Below are 23233 nucleotides of genomic sequence, written 5' to 3'. Positions count from 1 at the left end.
ATACCCTCGTGATATGAATAAAGTGAACACAGCAAACACTCCTACCGAACCACGCCTCACCTCCCTCTCCCATGGTGGAGGCTGTGGCTGCAAGATCGCTCCAGGCGTTCTCTCTGAGATCCTGAAGAATGTTCCGCAACTCCCTTTTCCAAAAGAGTTACTGATTGGCATTGAAACATCAGATGATGCCGCTGTTTATCAAATTAACGAGTCGCAGGCCATCGTAGCGACAACAGATTTTTTCATGCCAATTGTGGATGATCCATTTGACTTTGGAAAAATTGCTGCGACCAATGCCATTAGCGATATTTATGCGATGGGCGGCACGCCTTTGTTTGCGCTTGCTTTAGTTGGTATGCCAATCAAAGTTTTATCCAACCAAACTATTGCCCGCATCTTAGAGGGTGGCAGCGAAGCTTGTCGTAGCGCCGGCATTCCGATTGCTGGCGGACATACGATTGACTCTGTTGAGCCTATTTATGGCTTAGTAGCGATTGGGATTGTTGATCCGAAGCGCGTGAAGAGCAATGCGAGCGCCAAACCTGGTGATGTACTCATCCTCGGAAAGCCATTGGGCGTTGGTGTCTTATCTGCTGCCCTCAAAAAAGATCTCTTAGGTCCAGATGGGTATCGCGAGATGATCTCCAACACTACCAAACTCAATTCTGCAGGCCCTGATCTAGCTAAGCTAGCTGGCGTGCATGCGTTAACTGATGTCACTGGCTTTGGTCTAGCTGGCCATACTTTAGAGTTGGCTCGAGGCTCAAACTGCACAGCGCACATTGACTGGAGCCAAGTGCCTCTACTCTCAAACGTACAAACACTAGCTGATGATGGAATCATCACAGGCGCATCAGACCGCAACTGGCTGAGCTATGGCGATGAGGTTGGCATTCCAGCAGACTTCACGCCTGCGCAACGTGCCTTACTAACTGATCCACAAACTAGTGGCGGCCTTCTGGTCTCTTGCAGCCCAGATAGCGTTAAAGAGGTGCTGGATATATTTAATCGACACCAATTCTTAGGCGCACGCGTCATTGGACAAATGAGCAAGCGCCAAGAAAAGCCTTTAGTTGTTTCCTAGGCTTTTATTGGTTTTTATTTCTTAAGATTAAATACGCTCGAGAAATCTAGCTGACCATTACCCGCTTTGCTGTGAGTCTCATAAAGTTCTTGCGCCAATTTCCCCAGCGGAATACTAGCATCTAGATTCTCTGCATTCTCAACTGCCAAGCCCAAGTCTTTAAGCATGAGATCTACACCAAAACCGCCGGTATAGCCTTTTGAAGACGGTACATTTTCCATGACACCTGGACAAGGGTTGTACAACTCTAAAGCCCAATTGCGCCCCGAACTCTTAGACATGATGTCTGAGAGCACTTTGGGATCTAGGCCATTAGCAATACCTAGGCGCAGTGCCTCACTGGTACCCAGCATCTGAATACCTAACATCATGTTGTTACAGACCTTAACGGTCTGGCCCGCTCCATTGGCGCCCGCATGAAAGATATTCTTACCCATCTTCTCTAATAATGGGCGTGCGCATTCAACCGCACCTGCATCACCGCCAACCATAAAGGTTAATGTGCCCGCTTGTGCGCCTGCCGTACCACCAGAAACCGGGGCATCAATCATGGCAAAGCCCTTCGCTTTGGCGGCAGCAGCAACCGCTTGCGCTACCTTGGGTGAAATCGTTGAACAATCAATCAGCAGCGTTTTAGAACTCGCATTTGCCAATAATCCAGCATCGCCAAGATATAAAGACTCTACATGTCGTGAGGCGGGCAACATTGTGATTAATACATCAGCATCTTTTGCTGTTGCATTTGCATTATCCGCAATAGCCCCACCCGCTGCAGCAAATATATCCAGCTGGCTCTTTGCTAAATCAAAACCAGTAACTTGATACCCTGCTTTTAATAAATTGAGGGCCATTGGAAGGCCCATATTACCTAAACCAATAAATCCGATTTTCATATTGATCCTAATGTCTAAATAGTTTTTATTGCCTTCTGGAGGCAAGGTATTTGACGCCCTCAGCTCCGTATGATTCTGAATGGGGCTGCTTCAAGCTCAACTGAAAAATATCACCGGCCTGGTATGTTTTGCTTAGGCTATCAATCATAATTTCAATACTGCCTTCAATTACTAGAGCCATTACCTCAAAGGGATGCTCGTGAACACCAAGGCTAGCATTAGGGAGTTGCTGAACCTCTACTGGCTCAGGAAATCCGCCCTGTCGAAGCAAGTTCAAAAATTGCTCAGTCTTCATCCCTCAACTATAGCGTGGATATACACTCTTAGTATTTAGCAATCCCCATAAGGAGCGGTGATGGTCAAAGTCATTGGGTTAATGGAATTAACGGATCAAAATGCTTTTGAGCAATATCGCTCGCAGGTCAGCCAAACCGTTGAGCTTTATCAGGGCTCCATTAAAAACCGAGGGCCAGTTGCCGAACTATTCTGGAATGAACTGGGCTGCGCACCCTTTAGCGCTTTTGTAGAGCTTGAGTTCCCAAATGCGCAAGATGTTCATACATGGGCCAATAGCCCTGAGTACCAATCATTAGTACCTATTCGCAGCAAAGCGATGAAGCTCACTTTATTCAGCGTTGCAATCTAGCTAGGCTAGATCTGCATTACCCAATAAAAAAGCCTAGCTTATAGAAGCTAGGCTTTTTTATTGGTCTGGAGTGAGAATTACTTCTTAGCTTCCATTGCTTCTTTAGCGGCAGTAATTTCTTTGCGACGCTCTTTGCATGCTCCAGCGATTTCTTGCAAGGCCTTACGTGCGCGTGCAGCAGATGCCTTAATACCTTTTTCAATAAATTTTTCGTTTTCAGCTTTGTAAGCTTCAAAAGCAGCTAACAATGTATCGTGTTGTGACATCTTGTCTCCTATTAACAAATGAATATTCATACTGACAGCCAAGTCAGTATATCCCCATAAAAACCATAGAAAATCGCCCCCTAAATCAGGGATAACTCTTATATTGCTTGGTTCAGCCAAAATAGTCGGATCAATTAAAAATTGCTGGGAGTTGCCCAAAATGATCAGAAATATCCTTCTACTACTGCTTAGCTCCCTTATCGGGCTAACAGCCAATGCCCAATCTAGCTCCTGGCCCTCTTCCAGCAAGCCGATCACCTTCATCAACCCCTTCCCTCCTGGCGGCGCTGTAGACGCTTTTGGGCGCCCTCTAGCCAAGCAGCTTTCGACCCAGCTCAATGACTCTATCGTGGTAGATAACCGTGGTGGTGCAGGTGGAACTCTGGGTGCTGCAGTTGCAGCAAAAATGGCGCCTGATGGATACACCTGGCTTCTTGGTGCGGTGCATCATTCAATTGCGCCAAGTATGTACACCAACCTTTCCTATGACATCACCAAAGATTTTGAGCCTATCGCCATTATTGGCAGCGTTCCCCACGTCATTGTCGTCAATCCAAATAAGTTCCCTAAGAATGATCTGAAATCCATCATGGAGGAGATTCGTAAAAATCCAGGGAAATATAACTATGCATCCACAGGTAATGGCACATCACAGCATTTAACGGGAGAGCTCTTCAAGATGCAAAATAAGTTATTCATTACGCATATTCCCTATCGCGGAACGGGGCCAGCGTTACAAGATCTCGTAGCTGGGCAGGTCGACATGATGTTTGATACCTTGGCAGGCGCAGCACCATTTATTAAGAATGGTCAACTGATTGCAGTTGCAGTGGCGACCTCTAAAAGAGTTGACGCATTTCCGAATGTGCCGACTGCCCAAGAATTAGGAATTACCAATTTCATTGTAAGCAGTTGGTATGCCATGTGGGCTATCAAAGGCACGCCTAAAGATATCGTCGACAAAATGAGTGCTGAAGTACAAACTGCACTTGCCTCACCTGAGATCAAAGAGCGTTGGGCGGCTATGGGTGCGACCGTGCCTAAGATGACTCGCCCTGAACTTACTGCTTACATCAACCAAGAAATTACACGCTGGGGTGAAGTAGTTAAGAAGTCTGGCGCCAAGTTAGACTAAGTAAAAATAATTAAGAGACAGTATGACCATTCAGACCAAGAACCACTTCTTTGTACGCAATAAACTTCTCAATAAAGAAGAAATTGCATTTTTAGATGTACGTGAAGAAGACCCGCATGCACAAGAGCACCCTCTTTTTGCTGCCAATCTTCCGCTTTCTAGAATTGAGGTCGATGCATATGCAAAGATGCCAAAGAAGAATGTGCCCATCGTCACCCTGGATGATGGCGAGGGATTCGCTGAATTGGCGGCGCAACGTTTGATTGATTTAGGTTATGCCGATGTTTCCATATTTGAAGGCGGCGTAAAGGCTTGGAAGGCAGCAGGTGGCGAAGTATTTAAGGACGTCAATGTTCCGAGCAAGTCTTTTGGCGAGTTTGTTGAATCAAAGCGTCACACCCCCTCTTTGTCAGCTCAAGAAGTTAAGCAACTCATCGATAACAAGGAAGATGTTGTTGTCGTAGACGTTAGACGCTTTGATGAATACAACACGATGAGTATTCCAACGGGAATTAGCGTTCCAGGGGCAGAACTCGTACTTCGCCTTCCTGAATTAGCACCGAATCCAAAGACCAAAGTGATTGTGAACTGCGCTGGTAGAACTCGCAGCATTATCGGCACTCAATCATTAATTAACGCCGGTATTCCGAATGAAGTAAATGCACTGCGTAACGGAACGATTGGCTGGACTCTTGCGGGACAAGAGTTAGATAAAGGTCAAAGCAGAAAGTTTCAAGAAGTCAGCGAAACTACCAAGAACAATGCCGCAGATCGTGCCCGTAGTGTTGCCGATAGAGCGGGCGTCAAACGCGCTAGCTCAAACGATGTTCAGACTTGGAAAGGTCAAGTCGATAGGACTACCTATTTCTTTGATACTCGCACTCCGGAAGAATACGAGGCAGGACATCTCCCTGGATTTAGATCCGTACCCGGCGGTCAGTTGGTGCAAGAAACAGAGATGGTTGCTCCAGTTCGTGGTGCCCGCATAGTTTTAGTAGACCCTAGCGGTGGTGGGGTGCGCGCAAATATGCCAGCCTCTTGGTTAGCGCAGATGGCATGGGATGTTTATGTACTCGATGGCGTGAGTCCATCAGACCTGATTGAGAAAGGCGCATGGAAGACGCCCCTACCCGCTCTCCCAACGACTGAGAGTGTGGATGCGGCGACAGTTTCCAATTGGCTTAAGAGCGATAGCAATACGATTGCTATCGATTTCAGCACCCATGCGAATTACGTTAAAGGGCATATACCTGGTAGTTGGTATGCCTTGCGCTCTCAGCTTGCAGAGGCAATGAAAAACATTCCTCAGGTAGATCGTTATGTTGTCACTAGCTCCCCAAGCGAACTGAGTCTCTTTGCCGCTCAAGAACTACAAACACTCACTGATGCTGAGGTGCTCGTTTTAGAGGGCGGAAATACCGCTTGGATAAAAACAGGCTTAGAGCTGGAGAAAGGTCCGAGCCATTTAGCCTCTCCTCCTCTGGATCGCTATAAGCGCCCTTATGAAGGCACTAGCGTAGATCCTGCAGCGATGCAGGCCTACTTAGACTGGGAATTTGGTTTGGTAGAACAACTGGGCAAGGACGGAACCCACCACTTCTGGGTTATCTAAGTTATTTCCGTCGTCCTTGCTGTTGTTCTAAAAGCCTGCTGAGTAAATTACTTAGTCAGTTAGGCGATCTTGTTGCGGATGATGCCGATACCGGTGATGTTTGTTTCCATAACATCACCCGGCTTCATAAACTCTTGAGGTGTTCTTCCTGCGCCAACACCAGATGGGGTGCCAGTTGCAATGATGTCGCCAGGCAATAAAGTGAGACTGCGTGAGAGCTCAGAAATAATGACTGGAATCTTAAAGTACATCTGCTTGTAGCTGGCGTTTTGTTTCTCAACGCCATTTACACGGCAGATGATGCGTGTGTCATCCAAATTAACACCGCCTGCAGTTACCACCCAAGGACCCATCGGCCCATGACCATCCAAGCTCTTACCCTTAAACCATTGACCAGAGTGACGCTTTTGCTGAACATCGCGAGCAGTAGTGTCGTTATAAGCCGAGTAACCAAAGACATAGTCCATGGCATTTTCTTCAGAAATATTTTTACCCTTTTTGCCAATAACAACTGCTAGCTCTGCTTCCCAGTCAATCATGGTCGAGTAGCTGCTATCGTAAGGAATATTATCGAACGGGCCATTCATGGTTTGCGTGCCTTTGGTAAAGAACACAGGAACCTTTGGATACTCCTTTACTGCAGTATCAGCACGATGCTTGAGGCCCTCTTCAAAGTGGTCCAAGTAATTCCAGCCTACACAATAAATATTGCTTTGCGGCTTAGGAATAGGCGATAACAAAATTACATTATTAACGTTCGCTAGATTGTTTCCACGACCCTTAAATAATGTTGCTAACTCTGATAAACCTTTATTACCAGAAGCGGCCAATGAAATCATAGAAGTCGGATCAAACGAGAGCTGTACTTTTTGACGAGCGGCTTCTGTAGGAATGTCCACTACCATGCCATCATTGGTAACTAAACCCAATCTTGAGGTGGCGCCCATTTTAGGCAAATAGTTTGCAACTCTTAGACCTGCTTTACCAGTTAATGGCTCCACCACGATAGGCTGCTGACCATCTGGACCAGCAATTGCATTTGAAATAAACATGCTACTCATAGCAGCAGTTGCACCCAACTTAAGCGCATCTCTTCGATTAGTATCCACAGCGTCTCCTTAAATTTTTTATTAATGTTTTATTAATGCTGATACGTTCTTTAGACGATCTGCTGTAAATATTAATACCAAACCCTGGTCTTGGGCAGAATATTGAAAAAATCGCTATTCTTAAGTGATGCGTACCTTTACCAGCCCTACCTCCATCCGCTTCTTTACCTTTGTTTCTATTTTGCTTGGTCTTTGCGCCTGCGAACGAGAAACCTATACCAGTTGGACATGCATCTCCCCAACCGAGACCAAGATTCCTATGGTGCTCCGCAAGGCGCAAATGGAATTGAGGAGTGATAAGCTAGATTACTGTGGCAGCCTAGGCAATCAAAGCTATTTCGACCTAAAGTGCCCAGCTCAAACTGCCCAATCTAGCGTCACATTTACTCCCTCCTCAGGGCTTCTCCAAAGCAGTGGGCAGGAGTTTCAATGTACCGCACTATAAGATTTGAATAAGCATCTACCGATGAATCGATTAAGCCCTAAGAAATTACTCCTGACAAAGTGGACGGCGGTAAAACCTATCGCCAAACAAAAGCATTTCCTGGTCAGCAAGGTAATTCTTCCTGAACCTCCCAACGAAAAGATTGAGTTTGTGGAAATTGAGGCAGTCTACTCTAAGAAAACTATCCAAATTGCTTGGCGTGACCTCACCAATAGTGATCTATGGTTGCAAGGCTGGAAATAAAAAACCGCCTCATTGCTGGGGCGGTTTTCAGTGTTGCTACGAAAATGAATATCAATCAGATTTCTTTTTAACGCCTGACTTTTTAACTAAGTCGTCAATATTCTTTTCCGCTGTCTCAGCAACCTGATTTACGATACGGCGACCTTCTTTAAACATTTTCTGCCCTGTCGAAGACATTTCATTGACTACCTTAGAGAGCTTATCAGCATGAGATGGCAACTTGTTCTCAGCATCCTCCAGCCAAGTCACCAAAGAACTGCGCACTTTTTCCAAGTGCTTCTCAGTCTCATCTGCAGCACTCTCGCCAATATCTTTTAAAACCGACTTCACTTTCTTCTGATAGACGGATGCACGCTTGGCAGCTTCTTTTGCCGCCTCTTCTTGCAAGCCTTTTAATTTTGCCAAATCATTTTTCGCTGCAGACTTAGCGCTATCCAGGGCATTCTTCATGCCCCACTCCATCTCAGCGATGTGGTGCTCACTCAATTCTTTTGCAGCATCCAATAATTTGTGCGAGTAATCAAACAACTCTTTAGCCTTCTCTTGCTGCCACTTTTGCAGATCTTTTGCGTCCATTTTTCGCTCCTGTTAACAAGGGTTAATAAGATATTGATTACTAACTCTATACCGAATTAGGCCGGCTGCCAATTCCCCTACATTGAAGTATTAAAATAAGGGCATGACTGAAAGACAATCCATTTATGACGCTATTGGTGGAATCGACAAAATCGATGAATTGGTGGACCGTTTTTACGATTTAATGGCCCTAGAGCCAATTTTTAGTGATTTGCGCGCGATGCACCCCCAAGATCTTTCGACCTCTCGTGAAAAGCTTAAATTCTTCCTCACAGGATGGATGGGTGGCCCCGATATCTACTCATCTAAGTACGGCCACCCGATGCTCAGGGCACGCCACCTACCTTTTAAGATAGGCTTGCAAGAGCGCAATCAGTGGTTAGCTTGTATGTATAAGGCGATGGAAGAATGTGGCATTGATGGAAATGTTGCCAAACAGCTAGAAGAGTCTTTCTTTAATACTGCTGACTGGATGAGAAATCAACCCAACTAATTTGGATTAGATTAGTCGAGCTTGGCGCCAGCCTGTTTCACAGCCTTTGCCCAACGCGGCATTTCTGCAGCAAGGAACTTTGTAAATTGATCAGCATTTAAGTAAGCAGGATCGGCGCCCTGATCTATCATTTTTTTCTGCACTTCAGGGGACTCCAGTGTTTCTTTGAATGCCTGGCTTAACTTATTTACCGCTTCAGGCGGCGTTCCTTTGGGAGCTAAGATTCCATAAAAACCAACAACATCCAAGTTGGCAACGCCGGTTTCAATCACGGTAGGTACATTAGGTAAGGCTGGATTACGTTTGGCACTAGTAACAGCCAGCGCTTTAACCTTTCCCTGCTTGGCATAGTTGGCGGCTTGCGGTACGGACTCTGCCATGAACTGAACATGGCCTGCAATCAAATCCGTAAATGCTGGCGCGCTTCCTTTAAAGGGAATGTGCACCATAAATATTCCCGTCTCACTCTTAAGCATCTCAGGAACCAAATGAGAAATCCCGCCATTGCCGGCTGAGCCGTAGTTCAACTTTCCAGGATTTGCTTTGGCATAAGCGACAAACTCTTTAAGCGTGTTTGCCTGTACATCTTTGTTGACGATCAAGGCAAGTGGTTGCTGCGCAGTTCTAGCAACCGGCTGGAAATCTTTTAAGGTGTCGTAAGGCGACTTGGTATAAATGGCTGGATTAATCACCATCGTCCCGGTATTCGCCAATAAAACCGTGTATCCATCCGCCGCAGATTGAGCAACAAACTGAGCCCCAACCGCACCTCCCGCACCCGCTTTGTAATCCACGACTACCGTTTGACCTAGAGAAGTCTGCAACTTATCCACCAAAAGACGAATATGCGCATCCAAGGGTCCCCCCGCAGGAAAGCCAATAATGATCTTGATGGGCTTATCAGGATAGGTCGCAATTGCAGGGTTAATCGCTAAAAGTGCTACTGCGCTGAGTAGCAATATCCTGATTATTTGTGTGGGCTTATACATAGAACGCAGTATTGAACGCAGTTTTGAATTTACTTAGATACACTTTACCTTAAGGCCACGACAGCAAAGTAAAAAATGATCGAAAGCGTATTGCAACTTATCAGCGACCCAAATGCATGGATCGCCTTTCTAACACTCTCTGCCCTAGAAATTATCTTAGGCATCGACAACATCATTTTTATTAGCGTTATTGCTAATAGGCTTCCTTTAGAGATTCGGGAGAAGGTTCGACGCTTCGGCCTGATCTTCGCTTTAGTCACCCGCATTCTTTTATTGCTTAGCTTATCTTGGGTAATGGGTCTAACTGAACCCTTCTTTAGTATTGCCGAGAAATCCATCAGCGGCAGAGATTTAATCCTACTCCTCGGCGGCTTCTTCTTAATCTGGAAAGCCTCAAAAGAAATTTATATAGAGGTTGAGGTTGGTGAACACGGGGAAGAGCATGGCGATGCTAGTAGTAAGGCCGGCAGCAAGTCCATGATGACATTGTTTATTGGCTCCGTTTTGCAAATCGGTTTACTAGACATTATTTTTTCATTAGATAGCGTTATCACAGCGGTAGGCATGGTTGATCAGATCAGCATCATGATTGCAGCCGTGCTGGCTTCTGTACTCATTATGCTCATCGCAGCAAAGCCTATTGGAGACTTTGTGCACCGCCACCCCTCTATCAAGGTACTAGCCTTATCGTTTCTGACAGTTGTAGGTGTAGTACTGATTGCAGAGGGAATGGGGGTTCACATTCCTAAGGGATATGTCTACGTCGCGATGGCGTTTTCACTGTCGGTTGAGCTTTTAAATATTCGCTCAAGAGAAAAGAAAAAGGGGGCTAAGTAAGGCGGTGTTTTAATGTGCGATTTATAAAGATTGTGCACAAGCAAATCCGCTTGCCCATGCCCACTGAAAGTTGTGTCCGCCAAGGTGGCCAGTAACGTCAACGCATTCGCCAATAAAGAAAAGTCCTGGGTGTTTTCGTGACATCATGCTTTGTCCATCAAGATCCTTCGTATCTACCCCACCCAACATTACCTCGGCCTTTTTCCATCCCAGGGTACCCGCTGGCTTTACTGACCAGTTGGTGATTAATTCTTTTAGAGCCTGTCGATCCCTTTTGGAAACTTCAGCCCATTTGCGACCAGTCAAACCTCTTTGATCTGAAAATGCTTTGGCTAAACGCTGCGGCATTACTGAGGCCAAAATGGTTTCGGTCAGTTTTAAGCGATTCTCTTCATTATTAAAGAGCTCATCACAGTTAAATCCGCCGGGACGCTCTACAGCACCAAGCCAATCAATATGAATCGGTTCGCCCTCCTCCCAATAGCTACTTGCTTGAAGAACTGCGGGGCCAGATAGACCTTTATGTGTCAGCAATAGATCCTCATTAAACCTACAAGCGCCATAACGATGGCCTTTAGAGCCCGAGGAAATTCTGACTGGGACACTCAGGCCAGCCAACTCACTGAGATCCCCAAAATTGTCCGCAGTGAACGAGAGAGGTACTAAAGCAGGTCTTGGGTCTACTACATTCAAACCAAACTGTTTTGCAATATCTAGTGAATACGCTGTTGCTCCTATCGCAGGGACCGGTAAACCACCAGTAGCCATCACTACCGCTTTTGACTTTTCAATACCTGCATCAGTCTGTACAGTCCATTGCTCGCCATCTTGCGCAATGGACTGAACGGAAACGGGATTGCGTATGGTTGCTTTGCCTTTAGCGCATTCAGAAAACAACATATCAATAATTTGCTTCGCAGAATCATCACAGAACAATTGGCCCTGGTGCTTTTCGTGGTAATTAATGCCATATGCGGTCACCAGCTTGATGAACTCCATTGAAGGATATCGCGCTAGCGCACTTTTTACGAAATGCTGATTGAGGGATAGGAAATTCGCTGGGCTGCTATGTAAGTTAGTGAAGTTGCATCGACCGCCGCCACTAATACGAATCTTTTCACCCAGCACTTCTGCGTGGTCAAGCACAAGTACTTTTTTACCAAGTTGACTGGCAACCCCTGCACAGAATAGACCAGCTGCACCGCCACCGACGATGATGGCATCCCAAGTTTTACTCATGTGTTATTCAAAACGATCAATAATGTCAGATGAGATATTGAGTTTTCTCATGTGAAGCTTGGTATAAGCTTGGCGAAAGTTCTTGGTCATGGAGATCATGACTGACGCAGTCCAGGCAAAAGAAAACATTCCTGAAAATGCAATGATGACTGCAAGCATCTTCCAGCCATCCGGAAGAATATCTTCCATAAATCCCATCGCAGTATAGGTGCTGCCGCTAAATAGAATACTTTGACCTAAAGTAGGTAGTAATTTGAATGCATATAAAGCAATACCCCAAATGAAAATTTCAGCGATATGGGTTAAGAACAAGCAAAAGACGCTAGTGTAAAAACAGATTGCGACTGCTGAGTATTTTTTTTCGGCCAAATATAAAAACGTTTTGACTTCATAGCGTTTAGCGATCTGCAATAACAGTACACCATGAAAAACCATGACCACCAATAGCATGGCGCCACCCAAAAGATAGCCCGGGAGATCGAGAGACGTAGTGAGGCTTGTTTGCACTGGATTCATGGCAATGATTTTACAGGGGCTCTTATATTTAGCCCAGCTGGTACCAATTGGCAATCACCTGCCAAGCATCTAGGGCTGTCTCTGAAAAGTGAATGCTATTCATATCCTCTTGATCAATCACACCAAAATGGACCATCTGCTTGAAGTTAACCATCTCACTCCAATAATCTTTTCCGACCAATATCACCGGAATTGGTACAACTTTTTTGGTCTGGATCAAGGTTAGAACTTCGAACAACTCATCAAAGGATCCAAAGCCCCCTGGATAAGCCACAATTGCTCTGGCACGCAACATAAAATGCATCTTACGCAGAGCAAAGTAATGAAAACGGAAACTGAGTCCCTGTGTAATGTACTGGTTAGGATGCTGCTCTCTAGGAAGACTAATATTAAAACCAATCGTTTTATCGCCCGCTTCAAATGCGCCACGGTTTGCAGCCTCCATAATTCCAGGCCCGCCACCTGTGCAGATATGTAGCTTATTCGAGTTTTGTTTCTGCGTAGCGTTGTAATTGGCCACCAAAGCACCAAACTCTCGAGCGGACTCGTAATACTGACTGTGCAGGACTGCTTTCTTAGCCGCAGCCGCTTCCTCCGGAGTCTTTGCATTTCGCTCCAGCTCTAATGCCTGTGCATGACTTATAAAGCGAGTAGAGCCAAATACCGTAATCGTATGTTCAATACCGTGCTCTTTGAGTAACACCTCAGGCTTGAGCAACTCCAATTCAAAGCGAATGCCCATGGTTTCTCTGCGAGCTAAAAACGCTTCGTCATCAAAAGCAAACTTATAAGACTCTGCTGAATCCTCTTCGGATACTTGATCGTGATGAAGATTTAAAAATTCGGTAATCGTCTGTGAGTTATGAATAGGTAGCTTTGGACTCATATTGCAACCCTCTTGATGTATATGGGGTCATCTTAACTCGTACCCCAAATTAGTGTTAATACCTAGTTCCATCAAAGATATGGGGTACTAGGGCTTTTTGGGATTTACCGAGCGCTCTTCCCGAGTTAATATTGGCGTAATTTCAACTAAATCGAAGGAAAAGCAATGAGCAACCGTTCAATCATCATCATGGTACTAGTCTTAGTTGGTGCCACAGCCTATTTACTCCTCAAAGGCGACGGCAACGTTGATATGGGTGGCGAAAAGCATGGTGCAGAAGCTGCTCATATGGAAGAGGCTAAAAAAGATGCTCCTGCTGCTCCAGCAGCCCCAGCAGCATCTCCTGCGGCTGACGCTAAGAAGTAACTTCTTCTTTTGCATATAGAACCGCGGTACGCCGCGGTTTTTTTATCTCAATATTTTGTGAAGCCAATATTTCCCTCGGTTGTTTATCTAGCGATTTTGTTTTTCTCCCAATTCGCTATTAGCCAATCATCTACCACCATGAAAACACTTGATTCTTCCATTCTCTCCTCTTTTGCGCCAACTGGAACTCTGCGTGTTGGTATCAATTTAGGAAACCCCATTCTTGCTAATGAAGACCAAGCAACAAAGCGCTTATATGGCGTAACAATTGATATTGCTAATGAGATTGGCAGAAGAGTTGCTTTACCAGTACAACTCACCCCCTTCAAAACTGCAGGTGCGACAGTCGATGCCGTGAAGACCGGGGATATCGACTTAGTATTTGTGGCAATCGACCCAGTTCGTGGCGCTGATATTAGCTATACACCAGCCTATATTCAGATTGAAGGTGCCTATATGGTCAAGTCCGCATCCCCACTGAAGACTAATCAGCAGGTAGATGTTGCTGGTAACGAAATCGTGGTTGGTAAAGGGAGTGCTTATGACCTTTATCTGACTCGTGAGATTAAGAATGCCGGCCTTCTTCGTGCCGCTAGTTCACAAGCAGTGGTTGATGACTTTATGTCTGGCAAAGGCAATATTGCAGCGGGCGTTAAACAGCAGTTAGAAAGTGACGCTAAGCGCTATGAAGGATTGCGCATGTTGCCCGGACGATTTATGGTGATTAATCAAGCGATTGGTATTCCAAAGTCTAGAGCGCAGTGTGAAAACACTACTGCCTACCTTAGCGGCATCATTGGCGAACTAAAACAATCGGGGTTTGTGGCTGATGCTATGAAGCGCCACGATATTCAGGGCGCCAAAGTGGCTGATTAAATCAACTTTGATTTAGCACTGATACGTATGTAAGCGCTCAGGGATGATGACATTACCCCAATGCAATTCATCCCGAATGCATGCAGCTAAAACAGAAGATGATTCCGGTTCACCGTGCACTACAAATACGGTGCTTGGAGGCCGCTCAAATCCTCTCAGCCAATCTAACAAGCCAGCCTGATCAGCATGAGCTGACAAGCCTCCGATCGTATGTATTGAGGCCTTTACAGGAACCTCCTCACCAAACAATCGAACCTTCTGCACCCCGTCCACCAAACGTCTTCCAAGACTGCCGTAGGCCTGAAAGCCTGTGATCACAATAGCATTTTGTGCTCGCGGCAAATTGCTAGCTAGATGATGCACAATACGACCCGCATCACACATACCGCTGGCCGAAACAATGATTGCGCCACCTTTAATTTTATTCAGCGCTTTAGATTCCTCAACATCGGCAATAAATCGAAGATCTACTGCATCCGGATTATTTTTATACCAATCAAAAGTGGCCTGGGACTGACCATCCAATTGCGAGAAGAAGTGCTGCGTGAGATGCGTAGCTGCAGTAGCCATTGGTGAATCTACCCAAATGCTTAAATGGGGCAGGCGCCCTCTCCTCACCAAATCAATCAAGAGAAACAGTATCTCTTGCGTACGCCCTACCGCAAATGCTGGCATCACCACATTGCCATGTGCAGTCATCGTTGAACTAATTACCTCAACCAACTCATCTTCTGTATCTTGTAAGCTGCGGTGAAGGCGATCACCATAAGTAGACTCGACAATAACTACATCAGCCTCTTTAATCAAATCGGGGTCAGGCATCAAAACCTTACCCTTCATGCCAATGTCCCCTGAAAATACGCAACGTTTTTTTTCTGCCCCATCTTCTGTGATATCGATAACAGCAATGGCAGACCCTAGAATGTGCCCGGCATTATGAAACTCCAACTGCACTCCTGGCGCCAGCTCTACAGACTGCATATATTCCAAAGGCTCAAACTGGGTTAAGGTCATTTCTACATCTTCCCTGGAATAGAGAGCAACAGGCACTTCCCCTCGCCACTTACCTGCCTTTATCTTCCTCTCCGCTCTCTCCACGTCTGCGCGCTGTAAATGGGCGCTATCGAGTAAAAGAATTTTCAATAATTCATAGGTGGCTGTTGTGCAGTAAATAGGACCTGTAAACCCCTGAGCGCAGAGGCGAGGTAGCAAACCACTATGATCAATGTGCGCATGAGTGAGCACAACAAAATCGAGATCTTTTGCTGAAAATGGCAAGGGCTCAAGATTTTTATTACTTGCCTCGCGTCCGCCCTGAAACATCCCATAGTCAACCATGAAATGCCTTAGCCCTCCAGAAAGCATGGCCTGAATCAAATGGCGGGAGCCCGTTACCTCACCCGCCGCACCAAGAAATTGGATCTTCATACGTCCAGCATACTCTTTCCTATAATTTGCTCAACACCACTTTAATCAGAGCGATACTAGTTGCATGAACCACCAACCCCCCATCCTCAATACACTTGGCTTAGTAAAGCAACTAAAGCGTGAGCCTGCAGAACATAAAGGCGATGCCGGCAAAGTTGTTTTGATTGGTGGCGCACCTGGAATGGCTGGCGCCCTGCTTTTGGCAGGCAATGCTTGCTTGCATTTAGGTGCAGGCTGGACAATCCTAGAGATGCTTGATCCCGCCTCAGCACATGCGGATGATAATCAGCCTGAGCTTATGATTCGCCTTGCTTCTGCAAATTTCCAAGAGGTCTTAAAGGCAACTCATCCGGATGTCATCGCTATCGGACCTGGTCTTGGCAAATCAGAATTAGCATCTCAATATCTTCATGAAGCGCTGACCTCTACAATCATTCCATTGGTAATTGATGCGGATGCTATCAATCTCATTAGCGAGTCTGACGAGTTATTAGCATGCCTGAAGAAACGAAATAGAAACTATCCAGGGCTCACAGTAATTACCCCGCACCCTGGTGAGGCTGCCAAACTTTTAAAGAGCGTCTCAGAAAATGTTCAATCTGATCGTGGAGCAGCAATCCAACAATTAGTCGAATTAACACAATCAATTGTTGTCCTCAAGGGGCAACATACGCTGATTGCTTCACCAATATATTCTCCAGTTAAATGCTTAGCCGGCAATCCAGGAATGGGGACTGGCGGCATGGGAGACGTTCTAACCGGAACCATTGCTGCCATTTCCGCCCAGGGACTTCATCATCACCTAGATTTATGGCAAGCCACCGGGGTTGCAGTTGAGCTTCACGCCACTGCGGCAGACAGCCTAGTTGCCAAAGGTGTTGGCCCCATTGGCCTTACCCCCTCCGAAACTATTTTAGAGATGCGATCTCTACTGAATAAACTGTTATAAATAGTGATGCATTCAGTAAGCGCAGCACACCATCACCGACGTTACCTCTATGGCATTTTGATGGCCGGGGTTGGCTCCGTGCTTTTTTCAGGAAAAGCGATTCTGGTTAAGCTCGCTTTTGAGTACGGCGCGAATGCAGAAACCCTTTTAGCCTTACGCATGTTAATGGCGCTCCCCTTATTTTGGGGAATCTTCTGGTGGGAATCGCGTCGTAAGCCAATGAGTCCAATTAGCTGGCTTGATCGCGGTAAATTATTTTTCCTCGGATTTTTAGGCTACTTCTTATCAAGCTATATTGATTTCTTGGGGCTTCAATACATCTCAGTTGGCTTAGAAAGAATAGTTCTCTACCTCACCCCAACGATTGTTTTATTAATCTCCTATTTTGTTTTAAAGAAACCCGTCTCCCGCTTGCAGTGGTATGCACTAGTTGTTGGCTACATTGGGGTCTTTATCGTCTTTATTCAAGACGCTAGCTCTACAGGTATCAGCGCCTGGTTTGGCATGGCCCTGGTATTTGGTAGCGCCTGTTCTTATGCGGCTTATATGATTGGTGCCGGCGAAATGGTCAAGCGCATTGGTAGCGTACGCCTGGTTGTATATGCCAGCTCAGCATCGGCCATCTTAAGTATTACCCAGTCGACTATTCACAATCCGCTAGCTATTTTTGAGCAGTTGCCACAGATCTATTGGTTCAGCTTACTCAATGCCAGCCTGTGCACCGTCATTCCAATGCTACTCATCATGATTGCTATTAATCGCATTGGCTCACCATTGGTAGCTCAAGCTGGGATACTAGGCCCCGTCTCCACAATCTTTATGGGATACCTCATTTTGGCCGAACCCATTACATGGACACAAATTAGTGGAATGACTTTAGTAATGGCAGCAATGTGGTTGCTGGTCCGAAATGATGCCCCATTAAAAAAGTCACCAGACCCCAAAAGATCTGATGACTTCGATAGTGCGGAACCCCTCAACTGAGAGGAATTATTTTGCTGTGTTTTACTGAACGGCAGCGTCAGCAGCGGCTTTAGATTTCTTTTTAGATTTCTTTTTCGCTTTTTTCTCAGCTTTCTTTTCTTTCTTTGCTTTTTTCTTCGCTTTCTTCTCAGCAGACTTCTCTGCTGGAGCGGCAGCTGGAGCGGCAGCTGGTGCAGCAACTGGAGCAGCGGCAGGAGCAGCAGCTGGTACTGGCGCAGGTGCTGGATCGGCAGCCATTACAGAGATCGGGGCAATTCCGATAGCTGTAGAAATAAGGGAGGCTAGGCTCAAGCGTGCGATACGAGAAATCATGTAATTCTCCAAGAAAGTTTGTGGATAATTTAATAATACTCAAAAATTTGAGATAAATGCTTCATTTTTACAAGGTTAGTGATGAGTAATTTCCCCAGCGACATCTTTACCGAACCTCAGGGCTATTCAGTAAATACACTGGAACAGCTTGGGCCACTGACTGGTATGGCCGGAATCTGGGAAGGCATCCGTGGCTTAGATGTCAAGCCGAAGGCCGAAGGCCCTAAGAAACAAGCCTATGTTGAGCGAATTGAACTGCAACCAATTGATCCGCAAACCAATGGCCCGCAACTATTTTATGGCCTCCGGTATCACACTCACATCACCAAACCAGATCAAGTCAAGACCTATCACGATCAGGTCGGATATTGGTTGTGGGAACCAGCGAACGGCAACCTCATTCATACACTTACGATTCCTCGAGGAATGATCACGATGGCAAGCGGTAATGCTGCTGCAGATGCAAAACAATTTGAGCTGTACGCCAAAGAGGATGATCGTCATGCAGGAATTTCATCGAACCCTTTTTTAGATTACGCCTTCAGAACAGTGGAGTTCCGTATACAGGTTTCAATTAATACCGATGGGACCTGGTCATACGAGCAAGATACAGTTATGAAGATCAAAGATCAGGCCGAGTTGTTTCATCATGTAGATAACAACACGCTCCATAAAATAGGTGAAGCCACCCCTAATCCATTAGCGAGATAGCCTACTTAATAGAATTGGATTTCATATTTGCAAAAGCAATAAAGGCCATCAGAAGATGGCCTTTATTCTTTGCTGCTGAATTACTTAGATTGATTAAGCCGGCTGCGCCTCGGCCTCAGTAATTTTTTCTAGAGCGGCAGCAAGATGCCCTACAGTACGATCGACATTCGTTAATTTTTCTAGGCCAAATAAGCCAAGACGGAAGGTGCGGAAATCTGGACGCTCATCACACTGCAGTGGCACACCAGCAGCAGTTTGCAAGCCCAGAGCAATGAACTTCTTACCAGATTGAATCTCGGGATCTTTAGTAAAGCTCACGATCACGCCTGGAGATTGATAGCCTTTAACGGCCACTGAAGGGTAGCCTTTAGATACCAAAAGATCGCGGACCTTAGTACCCAATTCAATTTGCTTCGCTTTCAACGCTGCGAAACCAAGGGACTGGGTTTCTTTCATTACATTGCGCAAGATCTTTAGAGCATCAGTAGGCATAGTGGTGTGATACACGTGGCCACCTTTTTCGTAAGCCTCCATAATCTGCAACCATTTTTTCAAATCCATCGAGAAGCTAGTACTTTGAGTGGAATCAATACGCTCTCGACCTCTCTCGCCCAATGCAATTAAGGCACAACAAGGTGAACTACTCCACCCTTTTTGCGGTGCTGAAATCAACACATCAACATTACATGCTTTCATATCAACCCACATTGCACCAGAGGCAATGCAGTCCAACACAAAAATACCGTCAACGGAACGCACTGCTTCACCAACTGCCTTGATGTAATCATCAGGAAGAATGATGCCCGCTGAGGTTTCAACGTGCGGCGCAAAAACAACCGCAGGCTTTTCCTTCTTAATAAATGCAACCACCTCTTCAAGCGGTGCAGGTTCAAAAGCACCTTGAGGAGAGTTGTCTACTTGGCGACCTTTTAAAATAGAAATATCTTTAAAAGAGCCATCCAAATCAAAAATTTGGGTCCAGCGATAACTAAACCAACCATTACGCAAAACCAAGCATTTTTTATTGTTGGCAAATTGACGAGCAACTGCCTCCATACCAAAAGTGCCGCTACCCGGAACAATTACGGCTGAGCTAGCGTTGTAAGCATCTTTCAAAACGCTGGAGATATCGACCATTACGCGCTTGAACTCTTCAGACATATGATTTAAAGAACGGTCGGTATAGACCACTGAGAACTCTAATAAACCGTCTGGATCAACGTTGGGAAGTAAGCCTGGCATAGTAATTTCCTAGGGATTTCTGTGATTAGCCCTAAATGATACCGATTTAAGGCTTTTGTGGGTGCCAGAGGCCAAAATCCTGCTTTAAAGGGCATTTTTTGCCCTATTCCCAAATCTACCTACTTACTTTTGAGGAAATAGCGATCCCGGCCACAATGAGCGCAAAGGCCAAGCCATGGAAAAGCTGGGGTGGTTCCCCCAGTATTGCTGCAGACAACAGCGCAGTAAACAAGGGTATGAAATTGGCAAAAAAGGCAGCAACCGTAGGTCCTGCTCCATTCACGCCAAGACCCCAGCAACGATAAGCAATCAAGGAGGGGCCAATGGCGACAAAAAGAATTAACGATGCAGTCCACCAGTTGAGTTCGATGAATGCATGACCGGCAGCAATCTCAAAACCATCAAAAAAACCCGTCCACAATAGACCGACCGTTACTTGCGCCATTAAAAACTCTGCCCATGGCCACTGGCGCTCTGTACTCTCGCCTGGGCGACTTAACATCCAGCTATAAAAGGCCCACAAAATAGTGGCCAACATAATCAAAAGATCGCCAACCACCATTTGCATAGACAGCAAGGCTGCGAGGTCGCCGCGCGTAAGAACAATTCCAACGCCAAGCAAACTCACTACCGCGCCAATCATTTGCAAGATGCTTGGCTTTACTTGATAAAACACTGCGCCAATGAATAGCATCCAGATCGGCATACTGGCACCAATTAAGGTGACATTAATTGCTGTGGATGTTTGCAGCGCAAGATATAACAGTACGTTATAGCTACCCACCCCGAATAGACCGAGGAGCAAGAAACGTTTCTTGTTTTGCCATAAGGCACTTCCCGGTATAAAAACACGCCATCCCAGTGGAAACAAAAGCAAAGCAGCCAAACCCCAGCGGACTGCACTTAGGGTAATGGGAGAGACACTTCCCACCAAAACACGCCCAGCTATTGCATTACCCGCCCACAAAGCCGTGGCCGTGATCAGATAGAAAATAGTGGCGAAATTTAGCTGGTGCATTCAGAAGCTTATTGAGGAAGTAGTTATTTGAGGTCCCCAAGCAAGGGATACCCTAGCATTGTAGAAACAAATCCCCCGGTATTGCTAAGATAGAGCTTAAATTAAGCAATTGCTTAGAAAAAAGCATCAATCAAAGGAAACATTGTGGCAATCATTACCAATATAGAAGACTTACGGGTCCTCCATCAAAAACGCACTCCTAAGATGTTCTACGACTACGCTGACTCTGGATCATGGACAGAATCAACCTACCGCGCCAATGAATCCGATTTTCAAAAGATTAAGTTACGTCAGCGTGTCGCAGTCGATATGACGAACCGTACGACCAAGACAACTATGGTTGGGCAAGAAGTTACTATGCCAGTTGCGCTTGCTCCAACCGGCCTTACCGGAATGCAACATGCCGATGGTGAAATTTTGGCCGCTAAAGCTGCCGAGAAATTTGGTGTGCCATTTTGCTTATCCACTATGAGCATTTGCTCAATCGAAGATGTGGCCGAGCGCACTACCAAGCCATTTTGGTTTCAACTCTATGTCATGAAAGACCGTGGCTTTATTGAGCGCCTGATAGAGCGCGCTAAGGCAGCCAAATGTTCTGCACTAGTTTTGACTTTGGATTTACAAATCTTAGGTCAACGCCACAAGGACTTAAAGAACGGTCTCTCTGCCCCACCTAAGCTCACCATTGCCAATATGATCAATATGGCAACCAAGCCACGCTGGTGCTTGGGTATGGCAATGACACCACGCAGGACTTTCCGCAATATTGTTGGTCACGCGACCGGTGTTGGCAATATGTCTTCACTGTCCTCCTGGACTGCAGAGCAGTTTGATCCAGGCCTGAGCTGGGCTGATGTGGAGTGGATTAAAAAACTCTGGGGCGGCAAACTCATCATCAAAGGAATCCTAGATGAAGGCGATGCACGCTTAGCAGCTAACTCTGGTGCGGATGCATTAATTGTTTCCAATCACGGCGGCCGTCAACTAGACGGAGCAATTTCTAGTATTCAGGCTTTACCCGGTATTGTGAATGCTGTTGGCAAAGATATTGAAGTATGGATGGATGGTGGTATTCGTTCCGGTCAAGACGTTCTCAAGGCTTGGGCATTAGGCGCGCGCGGCACAATGATTGGCCGCCCATTCTTGTATGGCTTAGGCGCTATGGGTGAAGCTGGTGTTACCAAGTGTTTAGAGCTTATTCATAATGAATTGGATATCACCATGGCATTTACAGGTCATCGTGATATTCAGAACGTGACTAAAGATATTCTGTATCCAGGAACCTTTTAAATTTTCCACCTCTTAAACCACCCTCTTGCTGTATTTGGGATTTCATTCCTAGCATTTGCTGCTGCTGTTTGGTTTGGTCATGCCGTACTCAGTCGTTACCGCACTAAAGATACGGAGACTTCTCAAGACCTTGGCATCATTCAGACTGCAACCCTGACCTTATTAGCCTTAATCATTGGCTTTACCTTCTCCATGGCGATTAATCGCCATGATCAACGCGAGATATTTGAGGAAGGTGAAGCAAATGCCATTGGCACTGAATTCTTAAGGGCCGATCTACTGCCTCCAAAAGCTTCAGCAGCAACCAAAGAATTGCTTATGCAGTATATAGATCAACGTATTTTGTTTTACTCCAAACAGACTCCAGAAAAGATCCAAGAAATTCGCAGTAAAACAGATCAACTCCAGAATGCACTTTGGAATGAAATTCTTCCATCCGTTAAAACGCAATCCACTCCCGCTATGGCACTAGTCGCCTCGGGCATGAATGACGTCTTAAATTCTCAGGGCTATGTTCAGGCTGCCTGGTGGAACCGCATTCCCCTTACCGCATGGGCGCTGATGGCTGCAATCGCTATTTGCGCCAATCTTCTAGTCGGATTTGGCGCTCGTAATTTCGAGAAGAACATCGCCTTGTTCATGATCTTTCCTTTTGTCATTTCAGTCTCCTTCTTCTTGATCGCTGATATTGATAGCCCAAGAGGTGGAGTCATTCGCATTGAAGCCAGAAACTTGGTTGCATTAAAAAATAACTTAACTCAACAGGTGAGCGCAAGCAGTCCATCCAACGGCAATAAATAAGCTTCACCGTAAAGGCGGCCCAGATGAAACGTTTAGTTGATGTCTTTAAAAATCGTGGTCGCGAGCTAGTCTGGACCTATGTCATCCACCTCCAGAATGATGAAGAATTTCATCCTGGACAACTCGATTTTGAGGTGGAAGCCCTCAGACTCTCTCAAATCGATAAGCGCGGCTTAGCAAGCGAACTTAGCGCCAAAGCAAGACTCAACAACTGAGCTAAACCCCTTTTTTTAGGGGATTAGCCCTAGTATTACTAATGTTAATGAGATTCATTATCATTTATGATG

The 23233-nt window shown here is 45.8% G+C and carries 29 protein-coding genes; 16 read left to right on the top strand and 13 right to left on the bottom strand.

From position 1 onward, the window contains the following. Window positions 1-13: 13 nt before the first annotated feature. Window positions 14-1084, top strand: coding sequence for a selenide, water dikinase SelD (selD, locus tag ICN18_RS07850; RefSeq protein ID WP_216189964.1), 1071 nt, complete (start codon window positions 14-16; stop codon window positions 1082-1084). 14 nt (window positions 1085-1098) lie between these two features. Here selD and mmsB read toward each other — a convergent pair whose 3' ends face one another. Both mmsB and ICN18_RS07840 read right to left on the bottom strand, forming a co-directional pair. Then, complete coding sequence (gene mmsB, locus ICN18_RS07845) at window positions 1099-1977, bottom strand: 3-hydroxyisobutyrate dehydrogenase (protein WP_216189963.1); 879 nt, start codon at window positions 1975-1977, stop codon at window positions 1099-1101. 25 nt (window positions 1978-2002) lie between these two features. Continuing rightward, window positions 2003-2272: a cupin domain-containing protein gene (locus ICN18_RS07840; protein WP_216189962.1), complete on the bottom strand. Its 270-nt coding sequence runs from the start codon at window positions 2270-2272 to the stop codon at window positions 2003-2005. 60 nt (window positions 2273-2332) lie between these two features. Here ICN18_RS07840 and ICN18_RS07835 point away from each other — a divergent pair, with 60 nt between their 5' ends. After that, a complete protein-coding gene (locus ICN18_RS07835; RefSeq protein WP_216189961.1) occupies window positions 2333-2623 on the top strand; it encodes a DUF1330 domain-containing protein in 291 nt (96 codons plus the stop codon). A gap of 77 nt (window positions 2624-2700) precedes the next feature. On the opposite strand, the gene ICN18_RS07830 is transcribed toward ICN18_RS07835, so the two are convergent. Continuing rightward, on the bottom strand, window positions 2701-2889 hold the full coding sequence (locus ICN18_RS07830; RefSeq protein WP_072582937.1) for an Hc1-related histone H1-like protein: 189 nt from the start codon (window positions 2887-2889) through the stop codon (window positions 2701-2703). Between the two features lie 160 nt (window positions 2890-3049). Here ICN18_RS07830 and ICN18_RS07825 point away from each other — a divergent pair, with 160 nt between their 5' ends. Then, window positions 3050-4024: a Bug family tripartite tricarboxylate transporter substrate binding protein gene (locus tag ICN18_RS07825; RefSeq protein WP_216189960.1), complete on the top strand. Its 975-nt coding sequence runs from the start codon at window positions 3050-3052 to the stop codon at window positions 4022-4024. A 22-nt stretch (window positions 4025-4046) separates the two neighbouring features. After that, entirely contained in the window at window positions 4047-5636 is a 1590-nt protein-coding gene (locus ICN18_RS07820) for a rhodanese homology domain-containing protein (protein WP_216189959.1), read from the top strand. 59 nt (window positions 5637-5695) lie between these two features. On the opposite strand, the gene ICN18_RS07815 is transcribed toward ICN18_RS07820, so the two are convergent. After that, on the bottom strand, window positions 5696-6745 hold the full coding sequence (locus tag ICN18_RS07815) for a fumarylacetoacetate hydrolase family protein (protein ID WP_216189958.1): 1050 nt from the start codon (window positions 6743-6745) through the stop codon (window positions 5696-5698). A 127-nt stretch (window positions 6746-6872) separates the two neighbouring features. Between ICN18_RS07815 and ICN18_RS07810 the strand changes: the two genes are divergently transcribed. Next, window positions 6873-7190 carry a hypothetical protein gene (locus tag ICN18_RS07810; protein WP_216189957.1) on the top strand — a complete coding sequence of 106 codons (318 nt, stop codon included), beginning with the start codon at window positions 6873-6875 and terminating at the stop codon, window positions 7188-7190. Between the two features lie 21 nt (window positions 7191-7211). Next, window positions 7212-7433: a TIGR02450 family Trp-rich protein gene (locus tag ICN18_RS07805; RefSeq protein ID WP_216190037.1), complete on the top strand. Its 222-nt coding sequence runs from the start codon at window positions 7212-7214 to the stop codon at window positions 7431-7433. Window positions 7434-7484: 51 nt separating this feature from the next. On the opposite strand, the gene ICN18_RS07800 is transcribed toward ICN18_RS07805, so the two are convergent. Then, a complete protein-coding gene (locus ICN18_RS07800) occupies window positions 7485-8009 on the bottom strand; it encodes a hypothetical protein (RefSeq protein WP_216189956.1) in 525 nt (174 codons plus the stop codon). Between the two features lie 103 nt (window positions 8010-8112). Here ICN18_RS07800 and ICN18_RS07795 point away from each other — a divergent pair, with 103 nt between their 5' ends. Beyond that, window positions 8113-8502, top strand: a complete 390-nt coding sequence (locus ICN18_RS07795) for a group II truncated hemoglobin (protein ID WP_216189955.1) — start codon at window positions 8113-8115, stop codon at window positions 8500-8502. 11 nt (window positions 8503-8513) lie between these two features. Here ICN18_RS07795 and ICN18_RS07790 read toward each other — a convergent pair whose 3' ends face one another. Beyond that, entirely contained in the window at window positions 8514-9491 is a 978-nt protein-coding gene (locus tag ICN18_RS07790) for a Bug family tripartite tricarboxylate transporter substrate binding protein (RefSeq protein ID WP_216189954.1), read from the bottom strand. A gap of 75 nt (window positions 9492-9566) precedes the next feature. Here ICN18_RS07790 and ICN18_RS07785 point away from each other — a divergent pair, with 75 nt between their 5' ends. Then, window positions 9567-10328 (top strand): TerC family protein, encoded by a 762-nt coding sequence (locus tag ICN18_RS07785; protein WP_216189953.1) that lies wholly within the window; start codon window positions 9567-9569, stop codon window positions 10326-10328. A 21-nt stretch (window positions 10329-10349) separates the two neighbouring features. Here the strand turns inward: ICN18_RS07785 and ICN18_RS07780 are convergent, their stop codons facing one another. Genes ICN18_RS07780 through ICN18_RS07770 form a run of 3 tightly spaced genes read right to left on the bottom strand, consistent with a single transcriptional unit; the run spans window position 10350 to window position 12969 of the window. Next, entirely contained in the window at window positions 10350-11567 is a 1218-nt protein-coding gene (locus tag ICN18_RS07780) for a BaiN/RdsA family NAD(P)/FAD-dependent oxidoreductase (RefSeq protein WP_216189952.1), read from the bottom strand. A 3-nt stretch (window positions 11568-11570) separates the two neighbouring features. Beyond that, window positions 11571-12083, bottom strand: a complete 513-nt coding sequence (locus ICN18_RS07775; RefSeq protein ID WP_216189951.1) for a hypothetical protein — start codon at window positions 12081-12083, stop codon at window positions 11571-11573. Between the two features lie 28 nt (window positions 12084-12111). Beyond that, window positions 12112-12969 carry an LOG family protein gene (locus ICN18_RS07770; protein ID WP_216189950.1) on the bottom strand — a complete coding sequence of 286 codons (858 nt, stop codon included), beginning with the start codon at window positions 12967-12969 and terminating at the stop codon, window positions 12112-12114. A gap of 165 nt (window positions 12970-13134) precedes the next feature. Here ICN18_RS07770 and ICN18_RS07765 point away from each other — a divergent pair, with 165 nt between their 5' ends. Together ICN18_RS07765 and ICN18_RS07760 are read left to right on the top strand one after the other, a co-directional pair. Further along, window positions 13135-13335, top strand: coding sequence for a hypothetical protein (locus ICN18_RS07765; RefSeq protein WP_216189949.1), 201 nt, complete (start codon window positions 13135-13137; stop codon window positions 13333-13335). A 138-nt stretch (window positions 13336-13473) separates the two neighbouring features. Next, a complete protein-coding gene (locus ICN18_RS07760) occupies window positions 13474-14211 on the top strand; it encodes an ABC transporter substrate-binding protein (protein ID WP_216189948.1) in 738 nt (245 codons plus the stop codon). Window positions 14212-14223: 12 nt separating this feature from the next. On the opposite strand, the gene ICN18_RS07755 is transcribed toward ICN18_RS07760, so the two are convergent. Then, window positions 14224-15639 carry an MBL fold metallo-hydrolase RNA specificity domain-containing protein gene (locus ICN18_RS07755; RefSeq protein ID WP_216189947.1) on the bottom strand — a complete coding sequence of 472 codons (1416 nt, stop codon included), beginning with the start codon at window positions 15637-15639 and terminating at the stop codon, window positions 14224-14226. Between the two features lie 64 nt (window positions 15640-15703). Here ICN18_RS07755 and ICN18_RS07750 point away from each other — a divergent pair, with 64 nt between their 5' ends. Both ICN18_RS07750 and ICN18_RS07745 read left to right on the top strand, forming a co-directional pair. After that, window positions 15704-16588 (top strand): NAD(P)H-hydrate dehydratase, encoded by an 885-nt coding sequence (locus tag ICN18_RS07750; RefSeq protein ID WP_216189946.1) that lies wholly within the window; start codon window positions 15704-15706, stop codon window positions 16586-16588. 6 nt (window positions 16589-16594) lie between these two features. Beyond that, window positions 16595-17572, top strand: a complete 978-nt coding sequence (locus ICN18_RS07745; protein WP_216189945.1) for a DMT family transporter — start codon at window positions 16595-16597, stop codon at window positions 17570-17572. A gap of 21 nt (window positions 17573-17593) precedes the next feature. Here ICN18_RS07745 and ICN18_RS07740 read toward each other — a convergent pair whose 3' ends face one another. Further along, window positions 17594-17884, bottom strand: coding sequence for a protein tyrosine phosphatase (locus ICN18_RS07740; RefSeq protein ID WP_216189944.1), 291 nt, complete (start codon window positions 17882-17884; stop codon window positions 17594-17596). An 81-nt stretch (window positions 17885-17965) separates the two neighbouring features. Between ICN18_RS07740 and ICN18_RS07735 the strand changes: the two genes are divergently transcribed. After that, a complete protein-coding gene (locus ICN18_RS07735; protein WP_216189943.1) occupies window positions 17966-18595 on the top strand; it encodes an FABP family protein in 630 nt (209 codons plus the stop codon). A gap of 93 nt (window positions 18596-18688) precedes the next feature. Here the strand turns inward: ICN18_RS07735 and ICN18_RS07730 are convergent, their stop codons facing one another. Further along, the gene (locus ICN18_RS07730) at window positions 18689-19837 is read right to left on the bottom strand and encodes an aminotransferase class V-fold PLP-dependent enzyme (RefSeq protein ID WP_216189942.1); all 1149 of its coding nucleotides are present in this window, start codon (window positions 19835-19837) and stop codon (window positions 18689-18691) included. A 115-nt stretch (window positions 19838-19952) separates the two neighbouring features. Continuing rightward, on the bottom strand, window positions 19953-20855 hold the full coding sequence (locus ICN18_RS07725) for a DMT family transporter (RefSeq protein ID WP_216189941.1): 903 nt from the start codon (window positions 20853-20855) through the stop codon (window positions 19953-19955). 144 nt (window positions 20856-20999) lie between these two features. Between ICN18_RS07725 and ICN18_RS07720 the strand changes: the two genes are divergently transcribed. From ICN18_RS07720 to ICN18_RS07710, 3 genes are read left to right on the top strand one after another with little or no spacing between them, the layout of a single operon-like run. Next, a complete protein-coding gene (locus ICN18_RS07720) occupies window positions 21000-22145 on the top strand; it encodes an alpha-hydroxy acid oxidase (protein WP_216189940.1) in 1146 nt (381 codons plus the stop codon). Further along, window positions 22146-22946, top strand: a complete 801-nt coding sequence (locus ICN18_RS07715) for a bestrophin-like domain (protein WP_216190036.1) — start codon at window positions 22146-22148, stop codon at window positions 22944-22946. 23 nt (window positions 22947-22969) lie between these two features. Further along, window positions 22970-23161 carry a hypothetical protein gene (locus ICN18_RS07710; protein WP_216189939.1) on the top strand — a complete coding sequence of 64 codons (192 nt, stop codon included), beginning with the start codon at window positions 22970-22972 and terminating at the stop codon, window positions 23159-23161. Window positions 23162-23233 lie beyond the last annotated feature (72 nt).

Origin of the sequence: Polynucleobacter parvulilacunae (assembly GCF_018881715.1) — a bacterium.
Classification (GTDB): Bacteria; Pseudomonadota; Gammaproteobacteria; order Burkholderiales; family Burkholderiaceae; genus Polynucleobacter; species Polynucleobacter parvulilacunae.
Note: the sequence above shows the minus strand (reverse complement) of the source record. Positions and strands in the feature narration are given on the sequence as shown.

Bases quoted from the DNA above. Each gene is read 5' to 3' on its own strand.
- selD (WP_216189964.1), top strand. From the start codon at position 14: ATGAATAAAGTGAACACAGCAAACACTCCTACCGAACCACGCCTCACC.
- mmsB (WP_216189963.1), bottom strand. From the start codon at position 1,977: ATGAAAATCGGATTTATTGGTTTAGGTAATATGGGCCTTCCAATGGCC.
- ICN18_RS07840 (WP_216189962.1), bottom strand. From the start codon at position 2,272: ATGAAGACTGAGCAATTTTTGAACTTGCTTCGACAGGGCGGATTTCCT.
- ICN18_RS07835 (WP_216189961.1), top strand. From the start codon at position 2,333: ATGGTCAAAGTCATTGGGTTAATGGAATTAACGGATCAAAATGCTTTT.
- ICN18_RS07830 (WP_072582937.1), bottom strand. From the start codon at position 2,889: ATGTCACAACACGATACATTGTTAGCTGCTTTTGAAGCTTACAAAGCT.
- ICN18_RS07825 (WP_216189960.1), top strand. From the start codon at position 3,050: ATGATCAGAAATATCCTTCTACTACTGCTTAGCTCCCTTATCGGGCTA.
- ICN18_RS07820 (WP_216189959.1), top strand. From the start codon at position 4,047: ATGACCATTCAGACCAAGAACCACTTCTTTGTACGCAATAAACTTCTC.
- ICN18_RS07810 (WP_216189957.1), top strand. From the start codon at position 6,873: ATGCGTACCTTTACCAGCCCTACCTCCATCCGCTTCTTTACCTTTGTT.
- ICN18_RS07805 (WP_216190037.1), top strand. From the start codon at position 7,212: ATGAATCGATTAAGCCCTAAGAAATTACTCCTGACAAAGTGGACGGCG.
- ICN18_RS07800 (WP_216189956.1), bottom strand. From the start codon at position 8,009: ATGGACGCAAAAGATCTGCAAAAGTGGCAGCAAGAGAAGGCTAAAGAG.
- ICN18_RS07795 (WP_216189955.1), top strand. From the start codon at position 8,113: ATGACTGAAAGACAATCCATTTATGACGCTATTGGTGGAATCGACAAA.
- ICN18_RS07790 (WP_216189954.1), bottom strand. From the start codon at position 9,491: ATGTATAAGCCCACACAAATAATCAGGATATTGCTACTCAGCGCAGTA.
- ICN18_RS07785 (WP_216189953.1), top strand. From the start codon at position 9,567: ATGATCGAAAGCGTATTGCAACTTATCAGCGACCCAAATGCATGGATC.
- ICN18_RS07780 (WP_216189952.1), bottom strand. From the start codon at position 11,567: ATGAGTAAAACTTGGGATGCCATCATCGTCGGTGGCGGTGCAGCTGGT.
- ICN18_RS07775 (WP_216189951.1), bottom strand. From the start codon at position 12,083: ATGAATCCAGTGCAAACAAGCCTCACTACGTCTCTCGATCTCCCGGGC.
- ICN18_RS07770 (WP_216189950.1), bottom strand. From the start codon at position 12,969: ATGAGTCCAAAGCTACCTATTCATAACTCACAGACGATTACCGAATTT.
- ICN18_RS07765 (WP_216189949.1), top strand. From the start codon at position 13,135: ATGAGCAACCGTTCAATCATCATCATGGTACTAGTCTTAGTTGGTGCC.
- ICN18_RS07760 (WP_216189948.1), top strand. From the start codon at position 13,474: ATGAAAACACTTGATTCTTCCATTCTCTCCTCTTTTGCGCCAACTGGA.
- ICN18_RS07755 (WP_216189947.1), bottom strand. From the start codon at position 15,639: ATGAAGATCCAATTTCTTGGTGCGGCGGGTGAGGTAACGGGCTCCCGC.
- ICN18_RS07750 (WP_216189946.1), top strand. From the start codon at position 15,704: ATGAACCACCAACCCCCCATCCTCAATACACTTGGCTTAGTAAAGCAA.
- ICN18_RS07745 (WP_216189945.1), top strand. From the start codon at position 16,595: ATGCATTCAGTAAGCGCAGCACACCATCACCGACGTTACCTCTATGGC.
- ICN18_RS07740 (WP_216189944.1), bottom strand. From the start codon at position 17,884: ATGATTTCTCGTATCGCACGCTTGAGCCTAGCCTCCCTTATTTCTACA.
- ICN18_RS07735 (WP_216189943.1), top strand. From the start codon at position 17,966: ATGAGTAATTTCCCCAGCGACATCTTTACCGAACCTCAGGGCTATTCA.
- ICN18_RS07730 (WP_216189942.1), bottom strand. From the start codon at position 19,837: ATGCCAGGCTTACTTCCCAACGTTGATCCAGACGGTTTATTAGAGTTC.
- ICN18_RS07725 (WP_216189941.1), bottom strand. From the start codon at position 20,855: ATGCACCAGCTAAATTTCGCCACTATTTTCTATCTGATCACGGCCACG.
- ICN18_RS07710 (WP_216189939.1), top strand. From the start codon at position 22,970: ATGAAACGTTTAGTTGATGTCTTTAAAAATCGTGGTCGCGAGCTAGTC.